We start from the raw sequence: 24,795 nt of genomic DNA, 5'->3' as shown, positions 1-24,795 counted from the left end.
GTCATGATCGTACGGATCATGGGGGAGGGCCAGGTCGCACTGGCCGACAGCCATCTCGCCGAGCTCAACAAGCTCGACGACGAACTGCTCGCCGAGATGGAGAGCGGCGACGGCCCCGGCTTCCGCTCCACTCTCCACGCGCTCCTGGCAAGGGTGCGCGAGTTCGGCACACCCTTGCCGGACGACTCCCTGGAGCCGTCCGAGCTGATCCTGCCGTCGTCCGACGCGACCCTTGAAGAGGTGCGCGCCATGCTCCGGGACGACGGTCTGATCCCCGGCTGACGCCGGTCGCTCTCCAGCACCCGCACAAGTCCGTGCCCCGTGTCCGGTCCGCCGGACACGGGGCACGGCTGTGTCCACGGCGCGGCGCGGTTGCGGTTCGGCGCGCTCCGTGCCGGTTTCTCCGTACGACCCGGACCGATTCGCGCGCGACACGCCGTAACGTAGCTTGACGTGACCACCCTCGGAACCGGGGTTCTGCGCATCCGGCACTGGCTGCGCGACCATCCCCTCGCGCTGGACACCGCGCTCGCCCTGGCCGTACTGGTGGTCATGATCATCGGGTCGTTCGTCCGCCCGGGCGCACCGAACGGTCCGGCCTTCGGCACTCGCAGGCCCGAGGCGAGCGGTGTGGTCCTGATGGTGCTCGGTGCCGTGGCACTCATCTGGCGTCGGCGCAATCCCATGGCGGTGCTCGCGGCCACCGCCGGGCTGACGGTCGTCGAGCTGGTGAGGTCCGACCCGCCCGCGCCCGTGGTGATGAGTACCGTCATCGCGCTGTACACCGTTGCCGCCCGCACCGACCGGCCCACCACCTGGCGGGTCGGTCTGCTGACCATGGCCGCGCTGACGGCCGCCGCGATGCTCTTCGGTGCGGCGCCCTGGTACGGCCAGGAGAACTTCGGTGTCTTCGCCTGGACCGGCATGGCCGGCGCCGTGGGGGACGCCGTACGCTCCAGGCGCGCCTTCGTCGACGCGATCAGGGAGCGCGCCGAACGGGCCGAGCGCACCCGTGACGAGGAGGCCCGGCGCCGGGTCGCCGAGGAGCGGCTGCGGATCGCCCGCGATCTGCACGACGTCGTCGCCCACCACATCGCCCTGGTCAATGTCCAGGCCGGGGTGGCCGCCCACGTCATGGACAAGCGCCCCGACCAGGCCAAGGAGGCGCTGGCCCACGTCCGGGAGGCCAGCCGCTCCGCGCTCAACGAACTGCGGGCCACCGTCGGGCTGCTGCGCCAGTCCGGCGACCCGGAGGCGCCGACCGAACCTGCCCCGGGGCTCGCGGTCCTCGACGAACTGGTGGACACCGTCCGGCGGGCCGGGCTCCCGGTCGAGGTGGCCTGCACCGACCGGCGGCCCCCGCTGCCCGCGGCCGTCGACCTGGCCGCGTACCGGGTGATCCAGGAGGCGCTGACCAATGTGCGCAAACACGCGGGCCCCGGGGCGAAGGCCGAGGTGAGTGTCGTACGGGTCGGCGCCACGGCCGAGGTCACCGTGATCGACAACGGCTCGGGCGGAGGCGTCCGCAACGGAGAGGGCGGCGGTCACGGCCTCCTCGGCATGCGCGAACGCGTCACCGCACTCGGCGGCTCCCTCACCGCCGGGCCCCGCTACGGCGGCGGATTCCGGGTTCATGCGATCCTGCCCGTCAAGGCCCGCACGGCAGAGCCCAAGGAGCCGGGCGCGGCGGGCCGGACGGGGGAAAACACATGACACCGCCCATCAAGGTGCTGCTCGTCGACGACCAGGCGCTGCTGCGCAGCGCGTTCCGGGTGCTGGTCGACTCGGAGGCCGATATGGAGGTGGTCGGCGAGGCGGCGGACGGAGCACAGGCCGTGGAACTGGCCCGCTCGACGCGTGCCGACGTGGTGCTGATGGACATCCGGATGCCCGGTACGGACGGACTCGCCGCGACCCGGATGATCAGCGCCGATCCGGAACTGGCGGACGTACGGGTCGTCATGCTCACCACCTTCGAGGTGGACGAGTACGTGGTGCAGTCGCTGCGGGCCGGGGCGTCCGGCTTCCTCGGTAAAGGGGCGGAACCGGAGGAACTGCTCAATGCCATCCGTATCGCCGCGGGCGGTGAGGCGCTGCTCTCGCCGGCCGCGACCAAGGGCCTGATCGCCACCTTCCTTGCGCAGGGCGGCAGTTCGGGCGGTGACGGGCCGGGCGCCGCGGAATACTCCGAGCGGCTCGCCGCGCTCACCGGCCGCGAACGCGAGGTGCTGGTCCTGGTCGCGGGCGGGCACTCCAACGACGAGATCGCCGAGCGGCTCGTCGTCAGCCCGCTCACCGTCAAGACCCATGTGAACAGGGCGATGGCGAAGTTGGGAGCCCGGGACCGGGCCCAATTGGTAGTGACTGCGTATGAATCGGGCCTGGTGCGCCCCAGGGTGGAGTGACGGGTGGAGATACGGCGTACTCCACCTGCGGTATGCGCGGCATAAGAAAGCGACCTGGGACCGACGCTTTCGGTCTTGCGGATGGTGGATCGTATAGCGGGGCCGGGTCTGTCCCTCAGCCGCCCGCCCATCTGCCGCGCAAGCCACAGAAGAGAGACCCACCCATGTCCTGGCTGTCCAGATTCAGCCTCGCGCAAAGGGCCCTGATCGGGCTGATCTCGATCGTCGCGCTCGTCTTCGGAGCGATCGCGATCCCGCAGCTCAAGCAGCAGCTGCTGCCCACCATCGAACTCCCGATGGTGTCGGTGCTCGCCCCCTATCAGGGTGCGTCCCCCGATGTGGTCGAGAAGCAGGTCGTCGAACCCCTCGAGAATTCCATCAAGGCCGTCGACGGCGTCACCGGCACCACCTCGACCGCCAGCGAGGGCAACGCCGTCATCATGGCGACCTTCGACTTCGGCAGCGAGGGCACCAAGCAGCTCGTCGCCGACATCCAGCAGGCGGTGAACCGCGCCCGCGTCCAGCTTCCCGACGATGTGGACCCGCAGGTCGTCGCCGGCTCCACGGACGACATGCCGACCGTCGTCCTCGCCGTCACCTCCGACAAGGACCAGCAGGCGCTCGCCGACCAGCTGGACCGCACCGTCGTTCCCGCGCTGGAGGACATCGAGGGCGTCGGTCAGGTCTCCGTCGACGGTGTGCAGGACCTCCAGGTCTCCATCACGCCCGACGACCGGAAGCTCGCGGCCGCCGGTCTGAACGCCGGATCCCTCGCCCAGGCCCTCCAGGCGGGCGGCGCCACGGTCCCGGCCGGTTCGTTCTCGGAGCAGGGCAAGAGCCGCACCGTCCAGGTCGGCGGAGCCTTCACCTCCTTGAAGCAGATCGAGGACCTGCGGGTCGTCGGTCAGGACCCGGCCACCGGCAAGCTCGGCAAGCCGGCCCGCATCGGTGACATCGCCACGGTGAAGCAGGAGCCGTCCACCGCGGTCTCCATCACCCGTACCAACGGCAAGCCGAGCCTCGCCGTGATGGCCACGATGGACAAGGACGGCAGCGCCGTCGCCATCTCGGACGCCGTCAAGGACAAGCTCCCCGACCTCCGCAAGGACCTCGGCGCCGGCGCCGAACTGACCGTCGTCTCCGACCAGGGCCCCGCCGTCTCCAAGGCGATCTCCGGTCTGACCACCGAGGGCGCGCTCGGCCTGCTCTTCGCCGTCATCGTGATCCTGGTCTTCCTCGCGTCGCTGCGCTCGACCCTGGTCACCGCAGTCTCCATCCCGCTCTCCGTGGTCCTCGCGCTGATCGTGCTCTGGACCCGCGACCTGTCACTCAACATGCTCACGCTCGGCGCGCTGACCATCGCGATCGGCCGCGTCGTCGACGACTCGATCGTGGTCCTGGAGAACATCAAGCGTCACCTCGGCTACGGCGAGGAGCGCCAGTACGCGATCATCACCGCGGTCAAGGAAGTGGCCGGCGCGGTCACCTCCTCGACCCTCACCACGGTCGCCGTCTTCCTGCCGATCGGTCTCGTCGGCGGCATGGTCGGCGAGCTCTTCGGCTCGTTCTCGCTGACCGTCACCGCGGCCCTGCTGGCCTCCCTGCTGGTCTCGCTGACCGTCGTCCCCGTCCTGTCCTACTGGTTCCTGCGCGCACCCAAGGGCAGTACGGAGAACCCGGACGAGGCCCGTCGCAAGGCCGAGGAGAAGGAAGCCCGCAGCAGGCTCCAGCGGCTGTACGTCCCGGTGCTGCGCTTCGCGACCCGGCGCCGTATCACCAGCATCGTCATCGCCATCGTGGTGCTGTTCGGCACCTTCGGCATGGCTCCGCTGCTGAAGACCAACTTCTTCGACCAGGGCGAGCAGGAAGTCCTCTCCGTCAAGCAGGAGCTGACCCCCGGCACCAGCCTGGCGGCCGCCGACGCGGCGGCCAAGAAGGTCGAGAAGGTCCTCGCCGGCGACAAGGGTGTCAAGGACTACCAGGTCACCGTCGGCTCCTCCGGCTTCATGGCGGCCTTCGGCGGTGGTACGGGCTCCAACCAGGCCTCGTACCAGATCACCCTGAAGGACGCGGGCGACTCCGAGGCCGTGCAGAAGCGCCTCGACACGGAGCTCGGCAAGCTCGACGGCATCGGTGACACCACCATCTCCGCGGGCGGCAGCTTCGGCAGCCAGGACCTCAGCGTCGTGGTCAAGGCCGCCGACGCGGACGTCCTGAAGAAGGCGTCCGAAGAGGTACGGGCCGAGGTGGCCAAGCTGAAGGACGTCACCGACGTCCAGAGCGACCTGGCGCAGAGCGTGCCGCGGATCTCGGTCAAGGCCAACGCCAAGGCCGCCGACGCCGGTTTCAACCAGACCACGCTCGGCGCGGCCGTCGCCGGAGCGGTGCGCGGCACCCCGTCCGGCAAGGCGATCATGGACGACACCGAGCGTGATGTCGTCATCAAGTCCGCCCACCCGGCCACCACGATGGCCGAGCTGAAGAACCTCTCCCTCGGCCCGGTCAAGCTCGGTCGGATCGCCGACGTCGAGCTGGTCCCCGGACCGGTCTCGATGACGAGGATCGACGGCCAGCGCGCCGCGACGATCACCGCCAAGCCCACCGGTGACAACACCGGCGCGGTCAGCGCCTCGCTCCAGAAGAAGATCAACGCGCTGAAGCTCCCGGACGGCGCCACCGCCACCATCGGCGGTGTCTCCGAGGACCAGAACGACGCGTTCCTGAAGCTCGGCCTGGCCATGCTGGCCGCGATCGCGATCGTCTTCATGCTGCTGGTGGCGACCTTCCGGTCCCTGATCCAGCCGCTGATCCTGCTGGTCTCCATCCCGTTCGCGGCAACCGGCGCGATCGGCCTGCTCGTGGTCACCGGCACTCCGATGGGTGTACCGGCGATGATCGGCATGCTGATGCTGATCGGCATCGTGGTCACCAACGCGATCGTGCTGATCGACCTGATCAACCAGTACCGGACGCAGGGCATGGGCGTCGTCGAAGCGGTCATCGAGGGCGGCCGCCACCGGCTCCGTCCGATCCTGATGACCGCCCTGGCGACGATCTTCGCCCTGCTCCCGATGGCGCTCGGCGTCACCGGCGAGGGCGGCTTCATCTCACAGCCGCTCGCCGTCGTGGTGATCGGTGGCCTGGTCACCTCGACGCTGCTGACGCTGCTCCTGGTGCCGACGCTCTACGCGATGGTGGAGCTCCGCAAGGAGCGCCGGGCGAAGAAGAAGGCGATCAAGCGGGCGAAGAAGGCGGGCGTGTCCGCCCCGGCCCAGCCGGAGGAGACCACCTCCGAGGAGCCGGAGCCCGCGAAGGCGTAAGACACGGGGCACGCGAAGGCCCCGGCACCGTCGAAACGGTGCCGGGGCCTTCGCGCGTCGCCGGCACGTCCGTCGCAGGCGCGCCACCTCCTACCGCAGCGCACCTCCTACGGCAGCGCCAGCATCCGCTCCAGCGCGAGCTTCGCGTACTTCTCCGTCTCCGGGTCGACCTCGATCCGGTTGACCAGGTTCCCCTCGGCCAGCGACTCCAGCGCCCACACCAGGTGCGGCAGGTCGATCCGGTTCATCGTCGAGCAGAAGCACACCGTCTTGTCGAGGAAGACGATCTCCTTGTCCTCGGCCGCGAACCGGTTCGCCAGGCGCCGCACCAGGTTCAGCTCGGTGCCGATCGCCCACTTCGAGCCGGCCGGCGCCGCCTCCAGGGCCTTGATGATGTACTCCGTCGAGCCGACGTAGTCCGCCGCCGCCACGACCTCGTGCTTGCACTCCGGGTGCACCAGCACATTGACGCCCGGAATCCGCTCGCGCACATCGTTGACGGACTCGACGGAGAAGCGCCCGTGCACCGAGCAGTGGCCGCGCCACAGGATCATCCTGGCGTTGCGCAGCTCCTCGGCGGTCAGGCCGCCGTTCGGCTTGTGCGGGTTGTAGAGGACGCAGTCCTCCAGCGACATCCCCATGTCCCGGACCGCGGTGTTCCGCCCCAGGTGCTGGTCGGGCAGGAAGAGCACCTTCTCCCCTTGTTCGAAGGCCCACTCCAGCGCCCGCTTCGCGTTGGACGAGGTGCAGATCGTCCCGCCGTGCCGCCCGGTGAAGGCCTTGATGTCGGCGGAGGAGTTCATGTACGAGACGGGTACGACCTGCTGGGCGACCCCTGCCTCGGTCAGCACGTCCCAGCACTCGGCGACCTGCTCGGCGGTGGCCATGTCGGCCATGGAGCAGCCCGCGGCCAGGTCCGGCAGTACGACCTTCTGGTCGTCGGTGGTCAGGATGTCCGCCGACTCGGCCATGAAGTGCACACCGCAGAAGACGATGTACTCGGCCTCCGGCCGGGCGGCCGCGTCCCGGGCGAGCTTGAACGAGTCGCCGGTGACGTCCGCGAACTGGATGACCTCGTCGCGCTGGTAGTGGTGGCCGAGGACGAACACCTTGTCCCCGAGCTTCTCCTTGGCCGCGCGGGCACGCTCCACCAGGTCCGGGTCGGACGGGGATGGCAGGTCGCCGGGGCACTCGACGCCGCGCTCGCTCTTCGGGTCGGCCTCACGGCCGAGCAGGAGCAGGGCGAGGGGCGTCGGCTGGACGTCGAGATCCTGAACGGGGTGGGCCGTGGTCACGTCACGTACCCTTTCTTTTCTGCGGAAAGCCTTTTCGTCGAATTGACGTTATCTATGATATCCGGTTCACGTCACTTTGACGACGGCCATAGTGTCTATGTGACGCATACCGCCGAGTGGCCTGTGTGCGAGCATGAATGGAACAGGCAAGCGCTCGGCCCGGAATGAATCCGCGGTCCCGACGGTTGCAACGTCGGCAAGCAGTGTCCGTACAACCCGGGAGAGAAGCAGATGTCCGTATCGGACGAGACCACCACCGTGAGCGACGGCATCCTCCTGTCCGACGCCGCCGCAGCCAAGGTCAAGGGCCTGCTGGAGCAGGAAGGCCGTGATGACCTGGCGCTGCGCGTCGCCGTCCAGCCCGGCGGCTGCTCGGGCCTGCGCTACCAGCTCTTCTTCGACGAGCGTTCCCTCGACGGCGACGTCGTGAAGGACTTCGACGGCGTCAAGGTCGTCACCGACCGGATGAGCGCTCCGTACCTGGGTGGCGCCTCCATCGACTTCGTCGACACCATTGAGAAGCAGGGCTTCACGATCGACAACCCGAACGCCACGGGCTCCTGTGCCTGCGGTGACTCCTTCAGCTAAACCCTGACGGAATCGGCAGAACGAACGGTGGCGGCCCGGAATCCGGGACCGCCACCGTCGTCGTATGCGCGGGCGCGTGTCAGGCGCGGGGCACATCGCCGCCCGACGCCGCGTCGACCACCGTCCGGTCACCGAGCGGGGCGTCCAGCGTCACCGTCCGGGTCAGCTCCTTGGCGATCATGATGCAGACCTTCTTCTCGGCCGGCTGCGACTCCGTCACCGTCACCCGCACCGTCTTCCCGTCCTCGGTCGCGCTCGCCGCGTACTTACTGCACACCCCGCCCCAGAACGTCACCGACAGGGTTCGCCCGTCGGCGCTGTACGACAGGATCTGCCGCCGGGACTTCTCCGTGTCCCCCGGGGACGGGGGCGTCGCCGGTACGTCCTTCGCCAGGTACGCGGGGTCCACGGCGATCTGCGACACGGTGGCACCCGTGCCACCCGCGGCCGGCCGCACCGAGAAGAGCCAGGACGGTACGAGCGTCTGCTTGCCCGCCACGTACTGCTTGGTCAGTCCGAACACCGCCTTGTCGACCGTCACGGTCGTCGTCGGCCGCTCCGCCCCGGTCCGCGTCCCGCAGTGGACCTTCGGCGACTTCAGGCCATTCTCCAGCGGTACGGGAGTGGCACACCCGCCGACGTCCGCGCGCCCGTCCGTCCGGGACGCCGCCCCGTTCAGCTGCTTCAGCGCCTCGCCCGCACTGATCACCGGATAACTGTCGCCCTTCTCCAGGCCCTTCAACTGCCCACTGCCGCCGACCACTTCACCGCCCGAACCCACCTGGATCCCGGTCGACCAGCCGTAGGTGGGAAGTCCGTCCACCACCGGGTCGGCGTTAACCACCCGTACCGAACCCATGAGTTGGCGGGCGTCGAGGGCGGCGTCGTCCTGGCCCACCGCCTTCAGGACCGGTGCCGCGGCAGCCCTGGCGGCACTCTCGCTCACCGGGGAGCCGCTGTCGCCCGGGGCCGGTTTCTTGCTCGAACAGACCGTGGTGCTCTCGCAGTTGTCCGTACCGCCGGAGCCGTACCGCGCGAAACTCCAGGTGCCCGGAGCCTGCTTGTTCACCCGGAGGACCGGGCCCGAGCCGTCCCCGTCGGACCCCACCTTCCAGGACGTGCCCTCCGCCTGCGGCGTGCCCTGCACCCCCAGCGCCTTCGCCAGCCGGGCCACCTCCGCCGCGGAGACGGTCCCCTCCGCGCGCTGCACCGCGGCCGTACGCGGCCCCTCGGGCAGCTTGCCGGACGCGCGGTAGACCACCTGGCCGCCGTGCGGATCGGGCTCGCCGGGTGCGATGCCGGGTGGGATGCCCGGCGAGGACCCGTCGGGCGCCGTCGGGTCGCCCGCACGTTCGTCCAGGGCAAGCTGGGAAGGGGTGTGCTCCCCGCTGCCCGCCGCGCCGCTGCTCCCGCCCTCCCCGTCCGCGGCGGTCGCGGCCCAGTACGCACCGCCGCCCCCGGCCAGCAGTACGGCTGCCGCCACCGAGGCCACGGCGAGCGGTGAACGCCGCCGGGGGCCGGTCACATCGTTGTCGGGTCGCTCGGTGCTCACCGGATCGCTCCTTCGCCTGCATCGCCGTCACAGGCCGTCACCCGGCCTGCCGTGCGTCCCGCGGGTGGGGACAACGGTGGGACGGGGCACAGGAGCGCACGGTTCCCTCGGGGGGTGTTGGACGCGATCGGTGCCGGTCTCAGTCGCCGTAATCGGACATGGCGTCGATCAGCCGAGCGGAGGCGGCGGGCACGGTCACCCCGTGAATCAGGGACGGCGCCACCCGAACGGGGGCAGACTTCGCGGGGACCACCCAGTGCGGAGCCATCCGTGCGCAGTCACCGCGGAGCTCGGCCAGGCTGATCTCGGACTCGCGTGTGGCGCTGTGGTTCGACATATCCGCACCGTAGGCACTGCACGCCTCAGGAAGAAAGCCCTACTATCGGGTAGTTTTCCCCCCTTCAGGGCGAGTGTGGGGAACGGGTAGCGTGAACTGTCACGCCGCCCCGGGAACACAGTCACCCGTTCCCCCCGATCTCCGCAGGAGCAGTCTCCCCGTGCGAATCGCAGTCACCGGCTCCATCGCCACCGATCACCTCATGACCTTCCCCGGCCGTTTTGCCGACCAGCTGGTCGCGGATCAGCTGCACACGGTCTCGCTCTCCTTCCTGGTCGACAACCTCGATGTGCGCCGGGGCGGTGTCGCCGCCAATATCTGCTTCGGCATGGGTCTGCTGGGCACCAACCCGATCCTGGTCGGTGCCGCGGGCTCCGACTTCGACGAGTACCGTGCCTGGCTCGACCGCCACGGCGTCGACACCGGTTCGGTACGGATCTCCGAGGTCCTGCACACCGCCCGGTTCGTCTGCACGACGGACGCCGACCACAACCAGATCGGCTCCTTCTATACGGGCGCGATGAGCGAGGCCCGGCTCATCGAGCTGAAGGCCGTCGCCGACCGCGTCGGCGGCCTCGACCTCGTCTCGATCGGCGCCGACGACCCCGAGGGGATGCTCCGCCACACCGAGGAGTGCCGCTCCCGCGGAATCCCGTTCGCCGCGGACTTCTCGCAGCAGATCGCCCGGATGGACGGCGACGAGATCCGGATCCTCCTCGACGGCGCCACGTACCTCTTCTCCAACGAGTACGAGAAGGGGCTCATCGAGTCCAAGACCGGCTGGAGCGACGAGGAGATCCTGGCCAAGGTCGGCCACCGGGTCACCACGCTGGGCGCCCGCGGTGTCCGGATCGAGCGGGCCGGCCAGGAGACGATCGAGGTCGGCTGCCCGGAGGAGGAGATCAAGGCCGACCCGACCGGTGTCGGCGACGCCTTCCGGGCCGGTTTCCTCTCCGGTCTCGCCTGGGGCGTCGGCCTGGAGCGCGCCGCCCAGGTCGGCTGCATGCTCGCCACCCTGGTGATCGAGACGGTCGGCACCCAGGAGTACACCCTGCGCCGCGCCCACTTCATGGACCGCTTCACCAAGGCGTACGGCCACGACGCCGCCGCCGAGGTCCGCGCGCACCTGGGCTGAGCCGAAGAAGCACCTCAGGTCAGCCGGCGGACCACATAGGCCGAGCCACGGTCCGCCGGCTCCTCGCCCACGTACTCCTGCTCGCGCATCGCGCACCAGGCCGGGATGTCCAGGCGTGCCGCCTCGTCGTCGGAGAGCACGGTCACCGTCCCGCCCAGCGGTACCTCCCCGATCACCTTTGCCAGCTCGATCACAGGGATCGGGCAGCGCTTCCCGAGGGCGTCGACCACCAGGGACGCGGTCACGGCAGGGGAGGGGGACGCGGAAACGGGAGCCCCCAGCCTCTCCCGTACCTCTGCCACCACCCGCGGCAGCACGTCCAGGAAGCGCTCGACCTCCTCGTCCGCGGTACCGGCCGGCAGCGACACCCGTACGTTCCCCTCCGACAGAACCCCCATCGCCCTGAGCACATGGCTCGGCGTCAGCGTGCTGCTGGTGCAGGACGAACCGGATGATACGGAGAATTCGGCCCGATCCAGTTCATGGAGCAGTGTCTCTCCATCGACATAGAGACAGGAGAAGGTCACCAGATGCGGCAGCCGCCGCACCGGATCGCCGACCACCTCCACATCGGACACCAGCTGCGGCACCCGGGCCCTGATGCGGTCCACCAGGGCCCGCAGCCGCACCGACTCCGCCGCCGCCTCCGCCCGCACCGCCCGCAGCGATGCCGCCGCGGCCACGATCGCCGGAAGATTCTCGAACCCCGCGGCCCGCCCGGACTCCCGTTCGTCGGCCGGTCCTTGAACCGCGAACCGCACCCCCTTGCGTACCGCCAGCAGCCCGACACCCGAGGGCCCGCCCCACTTGTGCGCGCTGGCCGCCAGCAGCGACCAGCCGTCCGGCGCCGGCCCCCAGCCCAGCGACTGCGCGGCATCCACCAGTAGCGGCACCCCCGCCGCCCGGCACAGCTCCGCGACCTCGGCCACCGGCTGCTCGGTGCCCACCTCGTGATTGGCCGACTGCAGACAGGCCAGCGCGGTGTCCTCGCGCAGCACCTCTGCGTACGCCGCTGCACTCACCGCCCCCGACCGGTCCACCGCGACCTCGGAGACCGATCCGCCCTGTGCCTCATGGGCGGCGGCCGAATGGAGCACCGATGAGTGCTCCACCGCGGAGAAGACCAGATGGCGGCCGACACGCCGACGCCCAGCGAGAGCCCCGGAAATTCCGGAGTGCACCGCCCGCGTACCCGAAGGAGTGAATGTGAGCTCGTCCGGACGGCACCCGACGGCCTCCGCGGCGGCCTCCCGGGCCGCGTCCAGCAACAGCCGGGCCCGCCGTCCCTCGCGGTAGAGCCTGGCCGGGTCGGCCCACCCCTCGTCCAGCGCGGCAAGCAGCGCCTGGCGGGCGACGGGGTGCAGGGGGGCGGAGGATGCGGCGTCGAAGTAGGGCACGCGGCCACGCTAGCCCGCGCCGGGACCGAACCCGGGGACGGGCCGCCCGCCCAGCCAGGAGAGGGGGCGTCAGATGGCGGCCGGAGGCCCGTATTCCACCCCTTCGGGGTGTCGGGCGGCGCGTTGGGCACCCTCCCCGCGCGACCCCAAATAGCGTCCAGTAGGGTTTGGTCCGCATAAACATCCAAACCCCTGCCCGCGTCAGGGCGGCGACCGACCAGACAGACGGCCGCGCCGACCGCGCGGGCGAGACTCTCGGGAAGGCGCTACGTGAGTCCCAACGGCTCCGACCGCTCGTCGCGGCGCCCGATGCGGCGGAAGCTGCCGCAGGTGCTGACTGCGGGCCTGATCCTGGCGACCGCCACCGGTTGCACATACAAGGACTTCCCCCGCCTTGGTATGCCCACGCCGGTAACAGAAGAGGCACCACGGATCCTTTCCCTCTGGCAGGGCTCGTGGGCGGCAGCGCTCGCCACGGGCGTGCTGGTCTGGGGCCTGATCCTGTGGAGCGTCATCTTCCACCGGCGCAGCCGCACCAAGGTCGAGGTTCCTACGCAGACCAGGTACAACATGCCCATCGAGGCGCTGTACACCGTGGTCCCTCTGATCATCGTCTCGGTGTTGTTCTACTTCACCGCGCGCGATGAATCGAAGCTCCTCTCGCTCTCCCCGAAGCCTGCCCACACGATCAACGTGGTCGGCTACCAGTGGAGCTGGGCCTTCAACTACATCGAGAACGTGGACGGGTCCACCGCCACGGGCAACGAGATCCCCAAGGAGCTCGACGCCATCCCGGAAAGGTTCCGGAAGGACTTCCCCAAGGGGGCGGAAGGCGTCTACGACTACGGCGTCCCGGGAACCCGGAACCCGCAGAACGGCAACCCGGGTCCGACCCTGTGGCTGCCGAAGGGTGAGAAGGTCCGCTTCGTTCTGACTTCGCGTGACGTCGTCCACTCCTTCTGGGTGGTGCCGTTCCTCATGAAGCAGGACGTCTTTCCGGGCCACACCAACGCCTTCGAGGTGACTCCCAAGGAGGAGGGCACCTACATGGGCAAGTGCGCCGAGCTCTGCGGCGCCGACCACTCCCGGATGCTTTTCAACGTCAAGATCGTCTCCCCGGAGCGCTACCAGGCGCACCTCAAGGAGCTGGCGGAGAAGGGCCAGACGGGCTACGTGCCGGCCGGCATCGAGCAGACTGACCCGGCCAGGAATGCGGAGACGAACAAACTGTGAGCATCCTCAACGAACCTCAGGGTGCCGCGGCAGCAGACGACTCGTACGAGGACGAGCTGCCGGTCCGGCGGAAGCAGCCGGGAAACGTCGTCATCAAGTGGTTGACCACCACTGACCACAAGACGATCGGCACGATGTACCTGGTCACATCGTTCGCGTTCTTCTGCATCGGCGGTCTGATGGCGCTCTTCATGCGCGCCGAACTGGCCCGTCCCGGCACGCAGATCATGTCGAACGAGCAGTTCAACCAGGCGTTCACGATGCATGGCACGATCATGCTGCTGATGTTCGCGACGCCGCTGTTCGCCGGGTTCGCGAACTGGATCATGCCGCTGCAGATCGGCGCGCCCGATGTGGCGTTCCCGCGGCTGAACATGTTCGCGTACTGGCTGTACCTCTTCGGCTCGCTCATCGCGGTGGCCGGCTTCCTCACCCCGCAGGGTGCGGCCGACTTCGGCTGGTTCGCCTACTCCCCGCTCTCGGACGCCGTCCGTTCGCCGGGCATCGGCGCCGACATGTGGATCATGGGTCTGGCCTTCTCCGGCTTCGGCACGATCCTCGGTTCGGTCAACTTCATCACCACGATCATCTGCATGCGTGCCCCCGGCATGACGATGTTCCGCATGCCGATCTTCGTCTGGAACGTCCTGCTGACCGGTGTGCTGGTCCTGCTGGCCTTCCCGGTCCTCGCCGCCGCGCTCTTCGCGCTGGAGGCGGACCGCAAGTTCGGTGCGCATGTATTCGACGCGGCCAATGGCGGCCCATTGCTCTGGCAACACCTCTTCTGGTTCTTCGGCCATCCAGAGGTGTACATCATTGCCTTGCCATTCTTCGGAATCATTTCCGAAGTGATCCCGGTGTTCAGCCGGAAGCCGATGTTCGGATACATCGGTCTGATCAGCGCGACGATCGCGATCGCAGGCCTCTCCGTGACCGTGTGGGCGCACCACATGTACGTCACCGGCGGTGTGCTGTTGCCGTTCTTCTCGTTCATGACATTCCTCATCGCGGTACCGACCGGTGTGAAGTTCTTCAACTGGATCGGCACGATGTGGAAGGGATCGCTGTCCTTCGAGACACCGATGCTCTGGGCCGTCGGCTTCCTGATCACCTTCACCTTCGGTGGTCTGACCGGTGTGATCCTGGCGTCGCCCCCGATGGACTTCCACGTCTCGGACTCGTACTTCGTCGTCGCGCACTTCCACTACGTCATCTTCGGCACCGTGGTTTTCGCGATGTTCTCCGGATTCCACTTCTGGTGGCCGAAGTTCACCGGCAAGATGCTGGACGAGCGGCTCGGCAAGATCACGTTCTGGACGCTGTTCGTGGGCTTCCACGGCACGTTCCTGGTGCAGCACTGGCTGGGTGCCGAGGGCATGCCGCGTCGTTACGCGGACTACCTCGCCGCAGACGGCTTCACCGCACTGAACACGATCTCGACGATCTCCTCGTTCCTGCTCGGCCTGTCGATGCTGCCGTTCTTCTACAACGTGTGGAAGACCGCGAAGTACGGCAAGAAGATCGAGGTCGACGACCCGTGGGGCTACGGCCGTTCGCTGGAGTGGGCGACCTCCTGCCCGCCGCCGCGGCACAACTTCCTCACGCTGCCGCGGATCCGTTCCGAATCCCCGGCGTTCGACCTGCATCACCCGGAGATCGCGGCGCTCGAGCAGCTGGAGCACCACTCCGCGGATGACAAGGCCCTCGCTGGTGGCAAGGAGGCCGGTAAGTGAAGATCCAGGGCAAGATGTTCCTCTGGCTGAGCGTCTTCATCCTCGCCATGGCCGTCACGTACGGCGTGTGGTCGAAGGAGCCGGCCGGTACCACCGCGCTCGTCCTGGCCTTCGGCCTGAGCGTCATGATCGGCTTCTACCTGGCCTTCACGGCGCAGCGGGTCGACGCCATGGCTCAGGACAACAAGGAGGCCGATGTCGCGGACGAGGCCGGCGAGGTGGGGTTCTTCTCCCCGCACAGCTGGCAGCCGCTCTCGCTGGCCGTCGGTGGTGCCCTCGCTTTCCTGGGCATCGTCTTCGGCTGGTGGCTGCTCTACTTCTCGCTCCCGGTGATCCTGATCGGTCTGTTCGGCTGGGTCTTCGAGTACTACCGCGGTGAGAACCGCACCCAGTGACAGCGAGTCACCGCTCCACCTGACGGGGGGCCTGTACTTCTCCACCAAGGGAAGTACAGGCCCCCCGTTTGGCATGCGCTTCTCCGCCAAAAGAAGTGCAAATCCCCCGTTTGCAGTCACATTGCGCGCTTATAGGGATGAATCTTCATAGCGTGTGTTCATGAACCACGCGCCGCGCTTCCGCCCCGTAGTGAGCTGCACTCTGCTGGTCGTGACCCTGGTCGCAGGTGTGACCGCCTGCGGTGGGTCAAATGGCCACCCGCTCGCGGCGAAACCGTACGACGCGGCGGACGAGATCTCCTTCAACGTCCCCGAGGGCGACGAGAAGGCCGACTCCGACAAGCCGCTCGAAGTAACCGTCAACGACGACGACGGCCGGATCACGGACGTGTCGGCCGTGGACGCGATCGGACGCCATCTGGCCGGCGAGCTCGACGCCGACGGGAAGCGCTGGCACTCCACCTCCCCGCTCGCCGCCGGCGCCCGCTACACGGTCCGGGTCAGCATGGAGGACGGGGACGGCGACCCGGGCAGCCGCACGCTCTCCTTCGAGACCGACTCCGCCAAGGCCAAGAAGCTCCTGAAGGTCGCCTTCGGCCCTCAGGCGGGCACCTACGGCGTCGGACAGCCCATTACGGCGGAACTCAGCGCTCCGGTCAAGGACAAGGCGTCCAGGGCCATCGTGGAGCGCGCCCTGCGGGTCCGCTCCAAGCCCGCCGTGACCGGCTCCTGGTACTGGGTCGACGACAAGATCCTGCACTACCGCCCCAAGGACTACTGGCCCGCCAAGGCCACCATCGAGGTCACCAGCGGTCTGACGGGCATCAAGGTCACCGACACGCTGTACGGAGCCCCCGCGAAGGCGCTGAAGCTCACCACGGGCGACCGTGTCGAGGCCATCACCGACGCCGCAGCGCACACGATGACCGTCAAACGCAACGGGAAAGTGATCAACACCATTCCGGTGACCACCGGCAAGCCCGGCTTCTCCACCCGAAACGGCGTCAAGGTCGTGCTGAGCAAGGAGTACTCCGTACGCATGCGCGGGGAGACCATCGGCATCTCGGAGAATTCCGACGACGGGTACGACCTGCTGGTCTACTACGCGACCCGCGTCACCTGGAGCGGCGAGTACGTGCACGCGGCCCCCTGGTCCACCGGTTCGCAGGGGTACGCGAACGTCAGCCACGGCTGTACGGGCATGAGTACCAGCCTGGCCGAGTGGTTCTTCAACACCGTGCGCACGGGCGACATCGTCCAGGTCGTCGGCAGTCAGGGCGAGACGATGACGCCGTTCGACAACGGCTACGGCGACTGGAACCTTTCCTGGGCCAAATGGCAGCAGGGCAGCGCTCTGCGGAAGAACGACACCCCGGACCGCACAGACACTTTCCAGGCGGCGCGACTGCGCCCCGAGGTCTGACCGGCCCGGGGAGTGCGCCGCCCCTCAGTGGGACCGCGGACAGAACCCCGGCAGGGCTCAGGCGTCCACGCAGTCCCTGCTGCGCAGCAGAGCGGCCAGGGCGTCCGCGAACCCGACCGGTTCGACCGGAAGGGTCACCGCGGCGTCCGCACGGCTCCAGGTGGCCAGCCAGGCGTCCTGCGGGCGCCCGATCAGCAGCAGTACGGGCGGGCAGTGGAAGATCTCGTCCTTGATCTGCCGGCAGACGCCCATGCCGCCCGCGGGTGCCGTCTCGCCGTCCAGCACACAGACATCGATGCCGCCCCTGTCCAGTGCGTCCAGGACGGCGGGCAGGGTGGCGCACTCAAGGAACTCCACCGGTGGCACATCAGCCGCGGGCCTGCGCCCGGCTGCCAGCCTCACCTGCTCACGGGTGTTGGCGTCGTCGCTGTAGACCAGGACCGTGGCGGTCGGCTGCATTGTTCCTCCGTGACATCTGTGTCTTCGGGGCTTTCCGGGCATGAACCGATGCGCGGATCGTACTCCGCCCGATGGGCTGTCAGCACCGCCCGGGACAGCGGATTCATGGGCCGTTCGGGGAGGGCACACCCTGTTGACACACCGAACGGCACCCCCCGGAGTGAGGGCGGGATAAGGGACCGACATAATGTCGGTCGTGGCGACAGCAACGACAGTAGAAACCGGGCACGCGCACCCGTCGGTCAATCGACCGAACCTCACCAGCGTCGGAACCATCATCTGGTTGAGTTCCGAGCTGATGTTCTTCGCGGCCCTCTTCGCGATGTACTTCACCCTGCGATCGGTGATGGGACCGGACCACTGGAAGGAAATGGCTTCGGCCCTGAACTTCCCGTTCTCGGCGACGAACACCACGATCCTGGTGCTCTCCTCACTCACCTGCCAGCTCGGCGTCTTCGCCGCGGAGCGGGGCGACGTGAAGAAGCTCCGTACCTGGTTCGTGATCACTTTCGTGATGGGTGCGATCTTCATCGGAGGCCAGGTCTTCGAGTACACCGAGCTGGTGAAGAAGGACGGCCTCTCGCTGTCCTCCGACCCGTACGGCTCGGTGTTCTACCTGACGACCGGCTTCCACGGGCTGCATGTGACAGGCGGTCTCATCGCCTTCCTGCTCGTTCTGGGCAGGACATACGCAGCCAAGAGGTTCACCCACGAACAGGCGACCGCAGCCATCGTCGTGTCCTATTACTGGCACTTCGTCGATGTCGTGTGGATCGGCCTCTTCGCCACGATCTACATGATCAAGTAACCGGGCTCGAACCCGAACCACATCCAGCATCGACGCAGAAGATCCTGACACCGGGGTAATCCGTGAAAAAGCTCTCCGCACGACGACGCCATCCGTTGGCGGCGGTCGTCGTACTACTCCTCGCGCTGGCGGCCACTGGGGGGCTGTACGCCGCGTTTGCGCCCGCGAGTAAGGCGCAGGCCGACGACACCGCCCAGTCCCTCGCCATCGATGAGGGCAAGAAGCTGTACTCCGTCGGTTGCGCCAGCTGCCACGGAACCGGCGGTCAGGGCTCCACCGACGGGCCGAGCCTGGTCGGCGTGGGCTCCGCCGCCGTGGACTTCCAGGTCGGTACGGGCCGTATGCCGGCGCAGCAGCCGGGTGCCCAGGTACCGAAGAAGAAGGTCATCTACAGCCAGGCCGAGATCGACCAGCTCGCGGCGTACGTCGCGTCGCTCGGCGCCGGTCCGATCGTTCCGACCAAGAACCAGGTCAGCCCTGACGGTGCGGACATCGCCAAGGGTGGCGACCTGTTCCGTACCAACTGCGCGCAGTGCCACAACTTCACGGGTGAGGGTGGTGCGCTGTCGAACGGCAAGTACGCGCCCAGCCTCGAAGGCGTGGACCCGAAGCACATCTACGAGGCCATGCAGACCGGCCCGCAGAGCATGCCGTCCTTCCCGGACACGACGATGCCCGAGCAGCAGAAGCGGGACATCATCGCGTACGTCCAGACCGTGAACAGCGCCCAGTCGGAGAACCCGGGTGGTCTCAAGCTGGGCGGCCTGGGGCCGGTCAGCGAGGGCTTGTTCGCCTGGATCTTCGGGCTCGGCGCACTGATCGCAGTTGCCATTTGGGTCGCGGCCCACACCGCTAAGGCCAAGAAGTCATGAGTAGCCAAGAGATTCCAGACGAGAACCTGCCCGCTGAGCAGGACACCGCGCACGGCGCGGTAAAGGTCGCGGACGACCCGTTCGCCGACCCGGGGCTGCCGGCCCACAAGCCGCGCATCCAGGACATCGACGAACGGGCCGCGAAGCGCTCCGAGCGCGCCGTGGCGTTCATGTTCACGCTGTCCATGCTGGCGACGATCGGCTTCATCGCCTCGTACGTCATCTTCCCGGTCGACAAGATCGTGTACATCTGGCCCTTCGGCCATGTGAGCGCGCTCAACTTCTCCCTGGGTCTGACCCTGGGCGTGGCCCTCTTCGCGATCGGCGCCGGTGCCGTCCACTGGGCGCGCACCCTGATGTCCGACGTGGAGGTCGCCGACGACCGGCACGCCATCGAGGCCGAGCCCGAGGTCAAGGCGAAGGTCCTCGCAGACTTCGCGGCAGGTGCCGAGGAGTCCGCGTTCGGCCGGCGCAAGCTGATCCGCAACACCATGTTCGGCGCGCTGGCCCTGGTGCCGCTCTCCGGTGTGGTGCTGCTGCGCGACCTCGGTCCGCTGCCGGAGAAGAAGCTCCGCAACACCCTGTGGGCCAAGGGCAAGCAGCTCATCAACATGAACACGATGGAGCCGCTGCGTCCCGAGGACGTCGCCGTCGGTTCGCTGACCTTCGCCATGCCCGAGGGGCTGACGGAGGAGGCGGAGGACTTCCAGAACCAGATCGCCAAGGCCGCGCTGATGATCATCCGCATCGAGCCGGACAACATCAAGGACAAGCGCGAGCGCGAGTGGGCCCACGAGGGAATCGTGGCCTTCTCCAAGATCTGCACCCACGTCGGTTGCCCGATCAGCCTGTACGAGCAGCAGACGCACCACGTGCTCTGCCCGTGCCACCAGTCCACCTTCGACCTCTCCGACGGCGCCCGCGTCATCTTCGGTCCGGCCGGTCACGCCCTTCCGCAGCTGCGGATCGGTGTGAACAGCGAGGGCAACCTCGAGGCGCTCGGTGACTTCGAAGAGCCCGTCGGTCCTGCATTCTGGGAGCGCGGATGAGTACTGCGACCGACACACAGCGCAAGGCGCCCGCCGGCGAGCGGGTGGCCGACTGGGCGGACGGCCGGCTCGGGATCTACTCCCTGGCCAAGGCCAACATGCGCAAGATCTTCCCGGACCACTGGTCCTTCATGCTCGGTGAGATCGCCCTCTACAGCTTCATCATCATCATCCTCACGGGTGTGTATCTGACGCTGTTCTTCCACCCGAGCATGAACGAGGTCGTGTACCACGGCTCGTACGAGCCGATGCAGGGCATCAAGATGTCCGAGGCCTACGCCTCGACACTGGACATCAGCTTCGACGTCCGCGGTGGTCTGCTGGTTCGCCAGATCCACCACTGGGCCGCGCTGATCTTCCTGGCCGGCATGTTCGTGCACATGATGCGCGTCTTCTTCACGGGTGCGTTCCGCAAGCCGCGTGAGATCAACTGGCTGTTCGGCTTCCTGCTGTTCGTGCTGGGTATGTTCACCGGCTTCACCGGCTACTCGCTCCCGGACGACCTGCTCTCCGGTACGGGTGTCCGCTTCACCCAGGGCGCGATCCTGTCGATGCCGATCGTCGGCACGTACATCTCGATGTTCCTGTTCGGCGGAGAGTTCCCCGGTCACGACTTCGTCGCCCGGTTCTACTCGATCCACATCCTGCTGTTGCCGGGCATCATGCTCGGCCTGCTGGTGGCGCACCTGATCCTGGTCTTCTACCACAAGCACACGCAGTTCGCGGGTCCCGGCCGCACCAACAAGAACGTCGTCGGTATGCCGTTGCTGCCGGTGTACATGGCGAAGGCCGGCGGTTTCTTCTTCCTGGTCTTCGGCATCATCGCCGTCATCGCGGCCATCGCCTCGATCAACCCGATCTGGGCCATCGGCCCGTACCGCCCGGACCAGGTGTCCACCGGCGCCCAGCCCGACTGGTACATGGGCTTCGCCGAGGGTCTGATCCGAGTGATGCCTGGCTGGGAGATCAACCTCTGGGGTCACACGCTGGTCCTTGGTGTGTTCATCCCGCTGATGGTCTTCGGACTGGTACTCGGGATCATCGCGGTCTACCCGTTCGTCGAGTCCTGGGTCACCGGTGACAAGCGTGAGCACCACATCCTGGACCGCCCGCGCAACGCCCCGACCCGGACGGCCTTCGGCGTCGCCTGGATCACCGAGTACGTCATCGTCTTCATCGGCGGTGGCAACGACCTGTGGGCCACGCACTTCCACCTGTCGCTGAACGCCATCTCCTGGTTCATCCGGATCTTCATCTTCGTGGGACCGGTCCTCGCGTTCATCGCCACCCGGCGGATCTGCCTCGGCCTCCAGCGCCGCGACAAGGAGAAGGTGCTGCACGGGCGCGAGTCCGGCATCATCAAGCGCCTGCCGCACGGTGAGTTCGTCGAGATCCACGAGCCGCTCGGCCCCGAGCAGCTGCACACGCTCACCGCGCACGAGCAGTACAAGCCGGTCGAGATCGGCCCGACGGTCGACGAGAACGGTGTCGAGCGCAAGGTGCCCGTACTGCAGAAGCTGCGGGCCAGGCTCAGCAAGGGCTACTTCGGCGAGGACAACCAGATCGCCAAGCCCACCGCCGAGGAGTACAAGGAGATCACCAGCGGCCACGGTCACCACTGATCGCCTGAACTGATCGCCACAGCAGGAGCCCCGTCCATCCGATGGACGGGGCTCTTCGCTGTCCGTGGCGCTCGATAGGGTGGGGGCAACCCCTTTTATCGGCTATGGACCCCCAGGAGCGGACCATGAACGTTGTGACCCCGGTCGGCGGCGACAGCGTGGCGGACCGTTCCTGGCCCGGCGTGCTGAACCCGCTGCTGCGCGGCGAGGACCTGACCGCGGACGACACCGCATGGGCGATGGACCGCATCATGAGCGGTGAGGCGACCGATGTGCAGATCGCCGGTTTCGCGGTGGCCCTGCGCGCCAAGGGCGAGACGGTCGACGAGGTGTCCGGCCTGGTGCGCGCGATGTACGAGCACGCCAACACGATCCACGTACCCGGTCGCACGGTCGACATCGTCGGCACCGGCGGCGACCTCGCCAAGACGGTCAACATTTCCACGATGTCGGCGATCGTCATCGCGGGTACCGGCGCCAAGGTCGTCAAGCACGGCAACCGCGCCTCCTCGTCGGCGAGCGGTTCCTCCGATGTGCTGGAGAAGCTCGGCGTCAATCTGGAGCTCAGCGCGCAGCGGGTCGTCGAGGTCGCCGAGGAGGCGGGCATCACCTTCTGCTTCGCGGTGAAGTTCCATCCCGCCCTGCGGTACGTGGCCAGGGCCCGCAAGGAACTCGGTGCCCCGACCACGTTCAACATCCTCGGGCCGCTCACCAACCCGGCCAAGGTGCGTTCCCAGGCCATCGGCGTCGCCGACCTGCGGATGGCGCCCATCGTCGCCGGTGTTCTCGCCGAGCGCGGCAATTCGGCGCTGGTCTTCCGCGGTGACGACGGCCTGGACGAGCTGACGACCACCGCGACCTCGCGGGTCTGGGTGGTCCGGGACGGATCGGTGCGCGAGGAGGCGTTCGACCCGCGCGACGTCGGTCTGGAGCTGGTGCCGGTACAGGCGCTGCGCGGCGCCGACGCCTCGTACAACGCGGATGTGGCCCGCCGGGTGCTGGCCGGCGAGCGAGGCCCCGTACGGGACGCCGTGCTGCTCAACTCGGCGGCGGCGCTGGTCGCGCTGGACCCGGCGGACGGCACGCTGAACGAGCAGCTCGCCGCAGGGATCGCGAAGGCCGCCGAGTCCATCGACTCGGGGGCGGCCCGGCAGGCGCTGGAGCGCTGGGTGGCGGTCAGCAACGCCTGACCGGACGGAATATGACGCAGGGCGCGGTCCAGATCTTGGACCGCGCCTTGCGCGTTGACGCGCGTATGGCAAGATGCTGGGCAGGTCATGAGTGACAGCGACTACGGCCCCGGCCCGCTGTCCGGCAACCCTCCGTCCGTGGCGGGGTGCCCCGGGTGAAGACCAGGCCGTGGGCAGCGAGGTCTGCGGCAAGCGCGGGCCCCTCGGCATCTGTGAATGCCAGCCCCCGGGGTCCTGGTCCCTAGGGAGTCTCTTGTGAGCAAGCGAATGCGATAGGGCTTATCGGCCCTTCTCCGCACACCCTTTTTTCACCCTCTGCTGCGCTGCCGCGTATCCGCCGGCGCATGCAATTCGCCTGCCTGTTACGGGAGTTCGCCATGTCTGTCTTCACCGCTGCCGCCGACCAGTCGCTTTGTGCCCCTCTGCCGGTTCTGGGCAAGGATGTAACGGTTCCGCTGGTCACGGGTGGTGAAGTCACGTACGCCGCTCTCGACTACGCCGCCAGCGCCCCGGCCCTGCAGCGCGTCTGGGACGACGTCGCCGCGTACGCCCCGTACTACGGCAGCGTCCACCGCGGCGCCGGGTACCTCTCGCAGCTCTCCACGGACCTCTTCGAGAACAGCCGCGCGACCGTCGCGGAGTTCCTCGGCTGCCGCCTTGAAGGGGGTCCGGGCGAAGCCCGGTCGGGCAAGGGCGGTGGTGGGCGACGGGAGGGCGACCAGGTGATCTTCACCCGCTCGACCACCGACTCCCTCAATCTGCTGGCCGCCGTCGTCCCCGCCGACTGCCAGGTCTTCGTGTACGAGACCGAGCACCACGCCTCGCTGCTGCCGTGGCGCGACGCCCGGGTGACCTACCTGAACGCCCCGCGCACCCCGGCCCAGGCCGTCGAGACGCTGGAGCGGGCGCTCGCCGACCGTGACCCCTACGGCCCCGCGCTGGTCTGCGTCACCGGCGCCTCCAACGTCACCGGAGAACTGTGGCCGGTCAAGGAACTGGCGGCCGCCGCGCACGCGCACGGTGCCCGGATCGTGCTGGACGCCGCGCAGCTCGCCCCGCACCACCCCGTCGACATCGCAGAGCTGGACGTCGACTGGGTCGCCTTCTCCGGACACAAGCTGTACGCGCCGTTCGGCTCGGGTGTGCTCGCGGGCCGCGCCGACTGGCTGCAGGACGCCGAGCCGTACCTGGCCGGCGGCGGCGCCTCGCGCAAGGTGGCCCGCCGCACGGATGGCGGTGTGGACGTCGAGTGGCACTCCACCGCCGCCCGCCACGAGGCCGGTTCCCCCAACGTCATCGGCGCGTACTCCATCGCCTCCGCCTGCAAGGCGCTGACCGAGGCGGGCTTCGACAACCTGGTCGCGCGGGAGCAGCACCTCGTCACCGCGGTCCGGGCCGGACTCGCCGGCGTCCCCGAGGTCAAGGTGCTCTCGCTGTTCGGTGACGACGCCCCGCGGGTCGGCGTCATCTCCTTCGTGGTGGAGGGCTGGAACAGCTCGCACTTCGCCGCCGCGCTCTCCGCCGAGTACGGCATCGGGGTTCGCGACGGACTGTTCTGCGCCCACCCGCTGGTCCGTACCTTGCTGGGCAGCGACCCGCAGGAGGTCGGCGAGTGCGGCGCGCCCGAGGACGAGCCGGGCGAGCTCCCCCAGTCTCGAACGGACTCGACCGGCGGGACCCCCTCGCTCAACGCGATCCGGGTGAGCTTCGGCGCCGGTACGCCGGACGAGCACATCGAGCGATTCGTCCGCGCGGTCAAGGAACTGGTGGGCAAGGGCGCCCAGTGGAAGTACCGCACCGAGGACGGCCGCTGCGTCCCGGACCGGGGCGCAGCGCAGCTCTGACGGGCGCGCAACAGTTCGGCGGGGGGGGGGGGGGGGGGGGGGTCCCCCGCCGAAAGGGTCCGGCGGAAGAGGGGGGGGGCCCCGGCGTTTAGGGAGAGGGGGGAGGGGGGCTCCAAGTTCTGTTTTGAGTGCATACGG

General features: G+C 68.3%; 21 protein-coding genes and 1 riboswitch. Of the genes, 16 read left to right on the top strand and 5 right to left on the bottom strand.

Translation table 11 applies throughout. The features are described 5' to 3' along the window. The first annotated feature begins 3 nt into the window (after positions 1–3). From pspAA to ACZ7IB_RS25375, 4 genes are all read left to right on the top strand, one after another. Entirely contained in the window at positions 4–282 is a 279-nt protein-coding gene (gene pspAA / locus ACZ7IB_RS25390) for a PspA-associated protein PspAA (protein WP_327275649.1), read from the top strand. Positions 283–453: 171 nt separating this feature from the next. After that, positions 454–1,713 carry a sensor histidine kinase gene (locus ACZ7IB_RS25385; RefSeq protein WP_470915951.1) on the top strand — a complete coding sequence of 420 codons (1,260 nt, stop codon included), beginning with the start codon at positions 454–456 and terminating at the stop codon, positions 1,711–1,713. Beyond that, complete coding sequence (locus ACZ7IB_RS25380; RefSeq protein WP_470915949.1) at positions 1,710–2,405, top strand: response regulator; 696 nt, start codon at positions 1,710–1,712, stop codon at positions 2,403–2,405. The genes ACZ7IB_RS25385 and ACZ7IB_RS25380 overlap by 4 nt, the downstream gene beginning before the upstream one ends. Before the next feature lie 164 nt (positions 2,406–2,569). Then, positions 2,570–5,725, top strand: a complete 3,156-nt coding sequence (locus tag ACZ7IB_RS25375) for an efflux RND transporter permease subunit (protein ID WP_470915946.1) — start codon at positions 2,570–2,572, stop codon at positions 5,723–5,725. A gap of 107 nt (positions 5,726–5,832) precedes the next feature. Here the strand turns inward: ACZ7IB_RS25375 and nadA are convergent, their stop codons facing one another. Beyond that, positions 5,833–7,020, bottom strand: coding sequence for a quinolinate synthase NadA (gene nadA / locus ACZ7IB_RS25370; RefSeq protein WP_470915944.1), 1,188 nt, complete (start codon positions 7,018–7,020; stop codon positions 5,833–5,835). A 231-nt stretch (positions 7,021–7,251) separates the two neighbouring features. Here nadA and ACZ7IB_RS25365 point away from each other — a divergent pair, with 231 nt between their 5' ends. Continuing rightward, positions 7,252–7,608, top strand: a complete 357-nt coding sequence (locus ACZ7IB_RS25365; RefSeq protein ID WP_030933606.1) for a HesB/IscA family protein — start codon at positions 7,252–7,254, stop codon at positions 7,606–7,608. Between the two features lie 79 nt (positions 7,609–7,687). Here the strand turns inward: ACZ7IB_RS25365 and ACZ7IB_RS25360 are convergent, their stop codons facing one another. After that, positions 7,688–9,160: a hypothetical protein gene (locus ACZ7IB_RS25360; RefSeq protein ID WP_470915942.1), complete on the bottom strand. Its 1,473-nt coding sequence runs from the start codon at positions 9,158–9,160 to the stop codon at positions 7,688–7,690. A gap of 139 nt (positions 9,161–9,299) precedes the next feature. Further along, positions 9,300–9,497: a hypothetical protein gene (locus ACZ7IB_RS25355; RefSeq protein WP_470915939.1), complete on the bottom strand. Its 198-nt coding sequence runs from the start codon at positions 9,495–9,497 to the stop codon at positions 9,300–9,302. Between the two features lie 160 nt (positions 9,498–9,657). On the opposite strand from ACZ7IB_RS25355, the gene ACZ7IB_RS25350 reads away from it, so the two are divergent. Beyond that, positions 9,658–10,632: a carbohydrate kinase family protein gene (locus ACZ7IB_RS25350; protein ID WP_398629689.1), complete on the top strand. Its 975-nt coding sequence runs from the start codon at positions 9,658–9,660 to the stop codon at positions 10,630–10,632. A 14-nt stretch (positions 10,633–10,646) separates the two neighbouring features. Here the strand turns inward: ACZ7IB_RS25350 and ACZ7IB_RS25345 are convergent, their stop codons facing one another. Continuing rightward, positions 10,647–12,029: an aminotransferase class V-fold PLP-dependent enzyme gene (locus tag ACZ7IB_RS25345; RefSeq protein WP_470915936.1), complete on the bottom strand. Its 1,383-nt coding sequence runs from the start codon at positions 12,027–12,029 to the stop codon at positions 10,647–10,649. Between the two features lie 270 nt (positions 12,030–12,299). On the opposite strand from ACZ7IB_RS25345, the gene ctaC reads away from it, so the two are divergent. The 4 genes from ctaC (at position 12,300) to ACZ7IB_RS25325 (ending at position 16,813) form a co-directional block, all read left to right on the top strand. After that, entirely contained in the window at positions 12,300–13,262 is a 963-nt protein-coding gene (gene ctaC / locus ACZ7IB_RS25340; protein WP_470915934.1) for an aa3-type cytochrome oxidase subunit II, read from the top strand. Further along, positions 13,259–14,995: an aa3-type cytochrome oxidase subunit I gene (gene ctaD / locus ACZ7IB_RS25335; protein ID WP_470915932.1), complete on the top strand. Its 1,737-nt coding sequence runs from the start codon at positions 13,259–13,261 to the stop codon at positions 14,993–14,995. Before ctaC ends, ctaD begins: the two co-directional genes overlap by 4 nt. Further along, a complete protein-coding gene (locus tag ACZ7IB_RS25330; protein ID WP_470915930.1) occupies positions 14,992–15,390 on the top strand; it encodes a cytochrome c oxidase subunit 4 in 399 nt (132 codons plus the stop codon). Before ctaD ends, ACZ7IB_RS25330 begins: the two co-directional genes overlap by 4 nt. Positions 15,391–15,550: 160 nt before the next feature. Next, positions 15,551–16,813, top strand: a complete 1,263-nt coding sequence (locus ACZ7IB_RS25325; RefSeq protein WP_470915928.1) for a L,D-transpeptidase — start codon at positions 15,551–15,553, stop codon at positions 16,811–16,813. A 57-nt stretch (positions 16,814–16,870) separates the two neighbouring features. On the opposite strand, the gene ACZ7IB_RS25320 is transcribed toward ACZ7IB_RS25325, so the two are convergent. Next, positions 16,871–17,272, bottom strand: coding sequence for a hypothetical protein (locus ACZ7IB_RS25320; protein WP_470915926.1), 402 nt, complete (start codon positions 17,270–17,272; stop codon positions 16,871–16,873). Between the two features lie 187 nt (positions 17,273–17,459). Between ACZ7IB_RS25320 and ctaE the strand changes: the two genes are divergently transcribed. The 6 genes from ctaE to ACZ7IB_RS25290 all read left to right on the top strand — a co-directional run bounded on the left by ctaE (position 17,460) and on the right by ACZ7IB_RS25290 (position 24,657). Then, the gene (gene ctaE / locus ACZ7IB_RS25315) at positions 17,460–18,080 is read left to right on the top strand and encodes an aa3-type cytochrome oxidase subunit III (protein WP_093893621.1); all 621 of its coding nucleotides are present in this window, start codon (positions 17,460–17,462) and stop codon (positions 18,078–18,080) included. Positions 18,081–18,142: 62 nt separating this feature from the next. Further along, entirely contained in the window at positions 18,143–18,952 is an 810-nt protein-coding gene (qcrC, locus tag ACZ7IB_RS25310; protein WP_470915924.1) for a cytochrome bc1 complex diheme cytochrome c subunit, read from the top strand. Next, positions 18,949–20,001, top strand: a complete 1,053-nt coding sequence (gene qcrA / locus ACZ7IB_RS25305) for a cytochrome bc1 complex Rieske iron-sulfur subunit (RefSeq protein ID WP_470915922.1) — start codon at positions 18,949–18,951, stop codon at positions 19,999–20,001. The genes qcrC and qcrA overlap by 4 nt, the downstream gene beginning before the upstream one ends. Then, positions 19,998–21,623, top strand: a complete 1,626-nt coding sequence (gene qcrB, locus ACZ7IB_RS25300) for a cytochrome bc1 complex cytochrome b subunit (protein WP_470915920.1) — start codon at positions 19,998–20,000, stop codon at positions 21,621–21,623. Before qcrA ends, qcrB begins: the two co-directional genes overlap by 4 nt. 125 nt (positions 21,624–21,748) lie before the next feature. After that, the gene (gene trpD / locus ACZ7IB_RS25295; protein ID WP_470915918.1) at positions 21,749–22,813 is read left to right on the top strand and encodes an anthranilate phosphoribosyltransferase; all 1,065 of its coding nucleotides are present in this window, start codon (positions 21,749–21,751) and stop codon (positions 22,811–22,813) included. A gap of 83 nt (positions 22,814–22,896) precedes the next feature. Then, a riboswitch (SAM riboswitch) is annotated at positions 22,897–23,014 on the top strand. Positions 23,015–23,190: 176 nt separating this feature from the next. Beyond that, positions 23,191–24,657, top strand: coding sequence for an aminotransferase class V-fold PLP-dependent enzyme (locus tag ACZ7IB_RS25290; protein WP_470915916.1), 1,467 nt, complete (start codon positions 23,191–23,193; stop codon positions 24,655–24,657). Positions 24,658–24,795 lie beyond the last annotated feature (138 nt).

This window comes from Streptomyces sp. NPDC037301, from assembly GCF_055602785.1.
The sequence above is the reverse complement of the archived record's forward strand: the minus strand, read 5'-3'. Positions and strand labels throughout refer to the sequence as shown.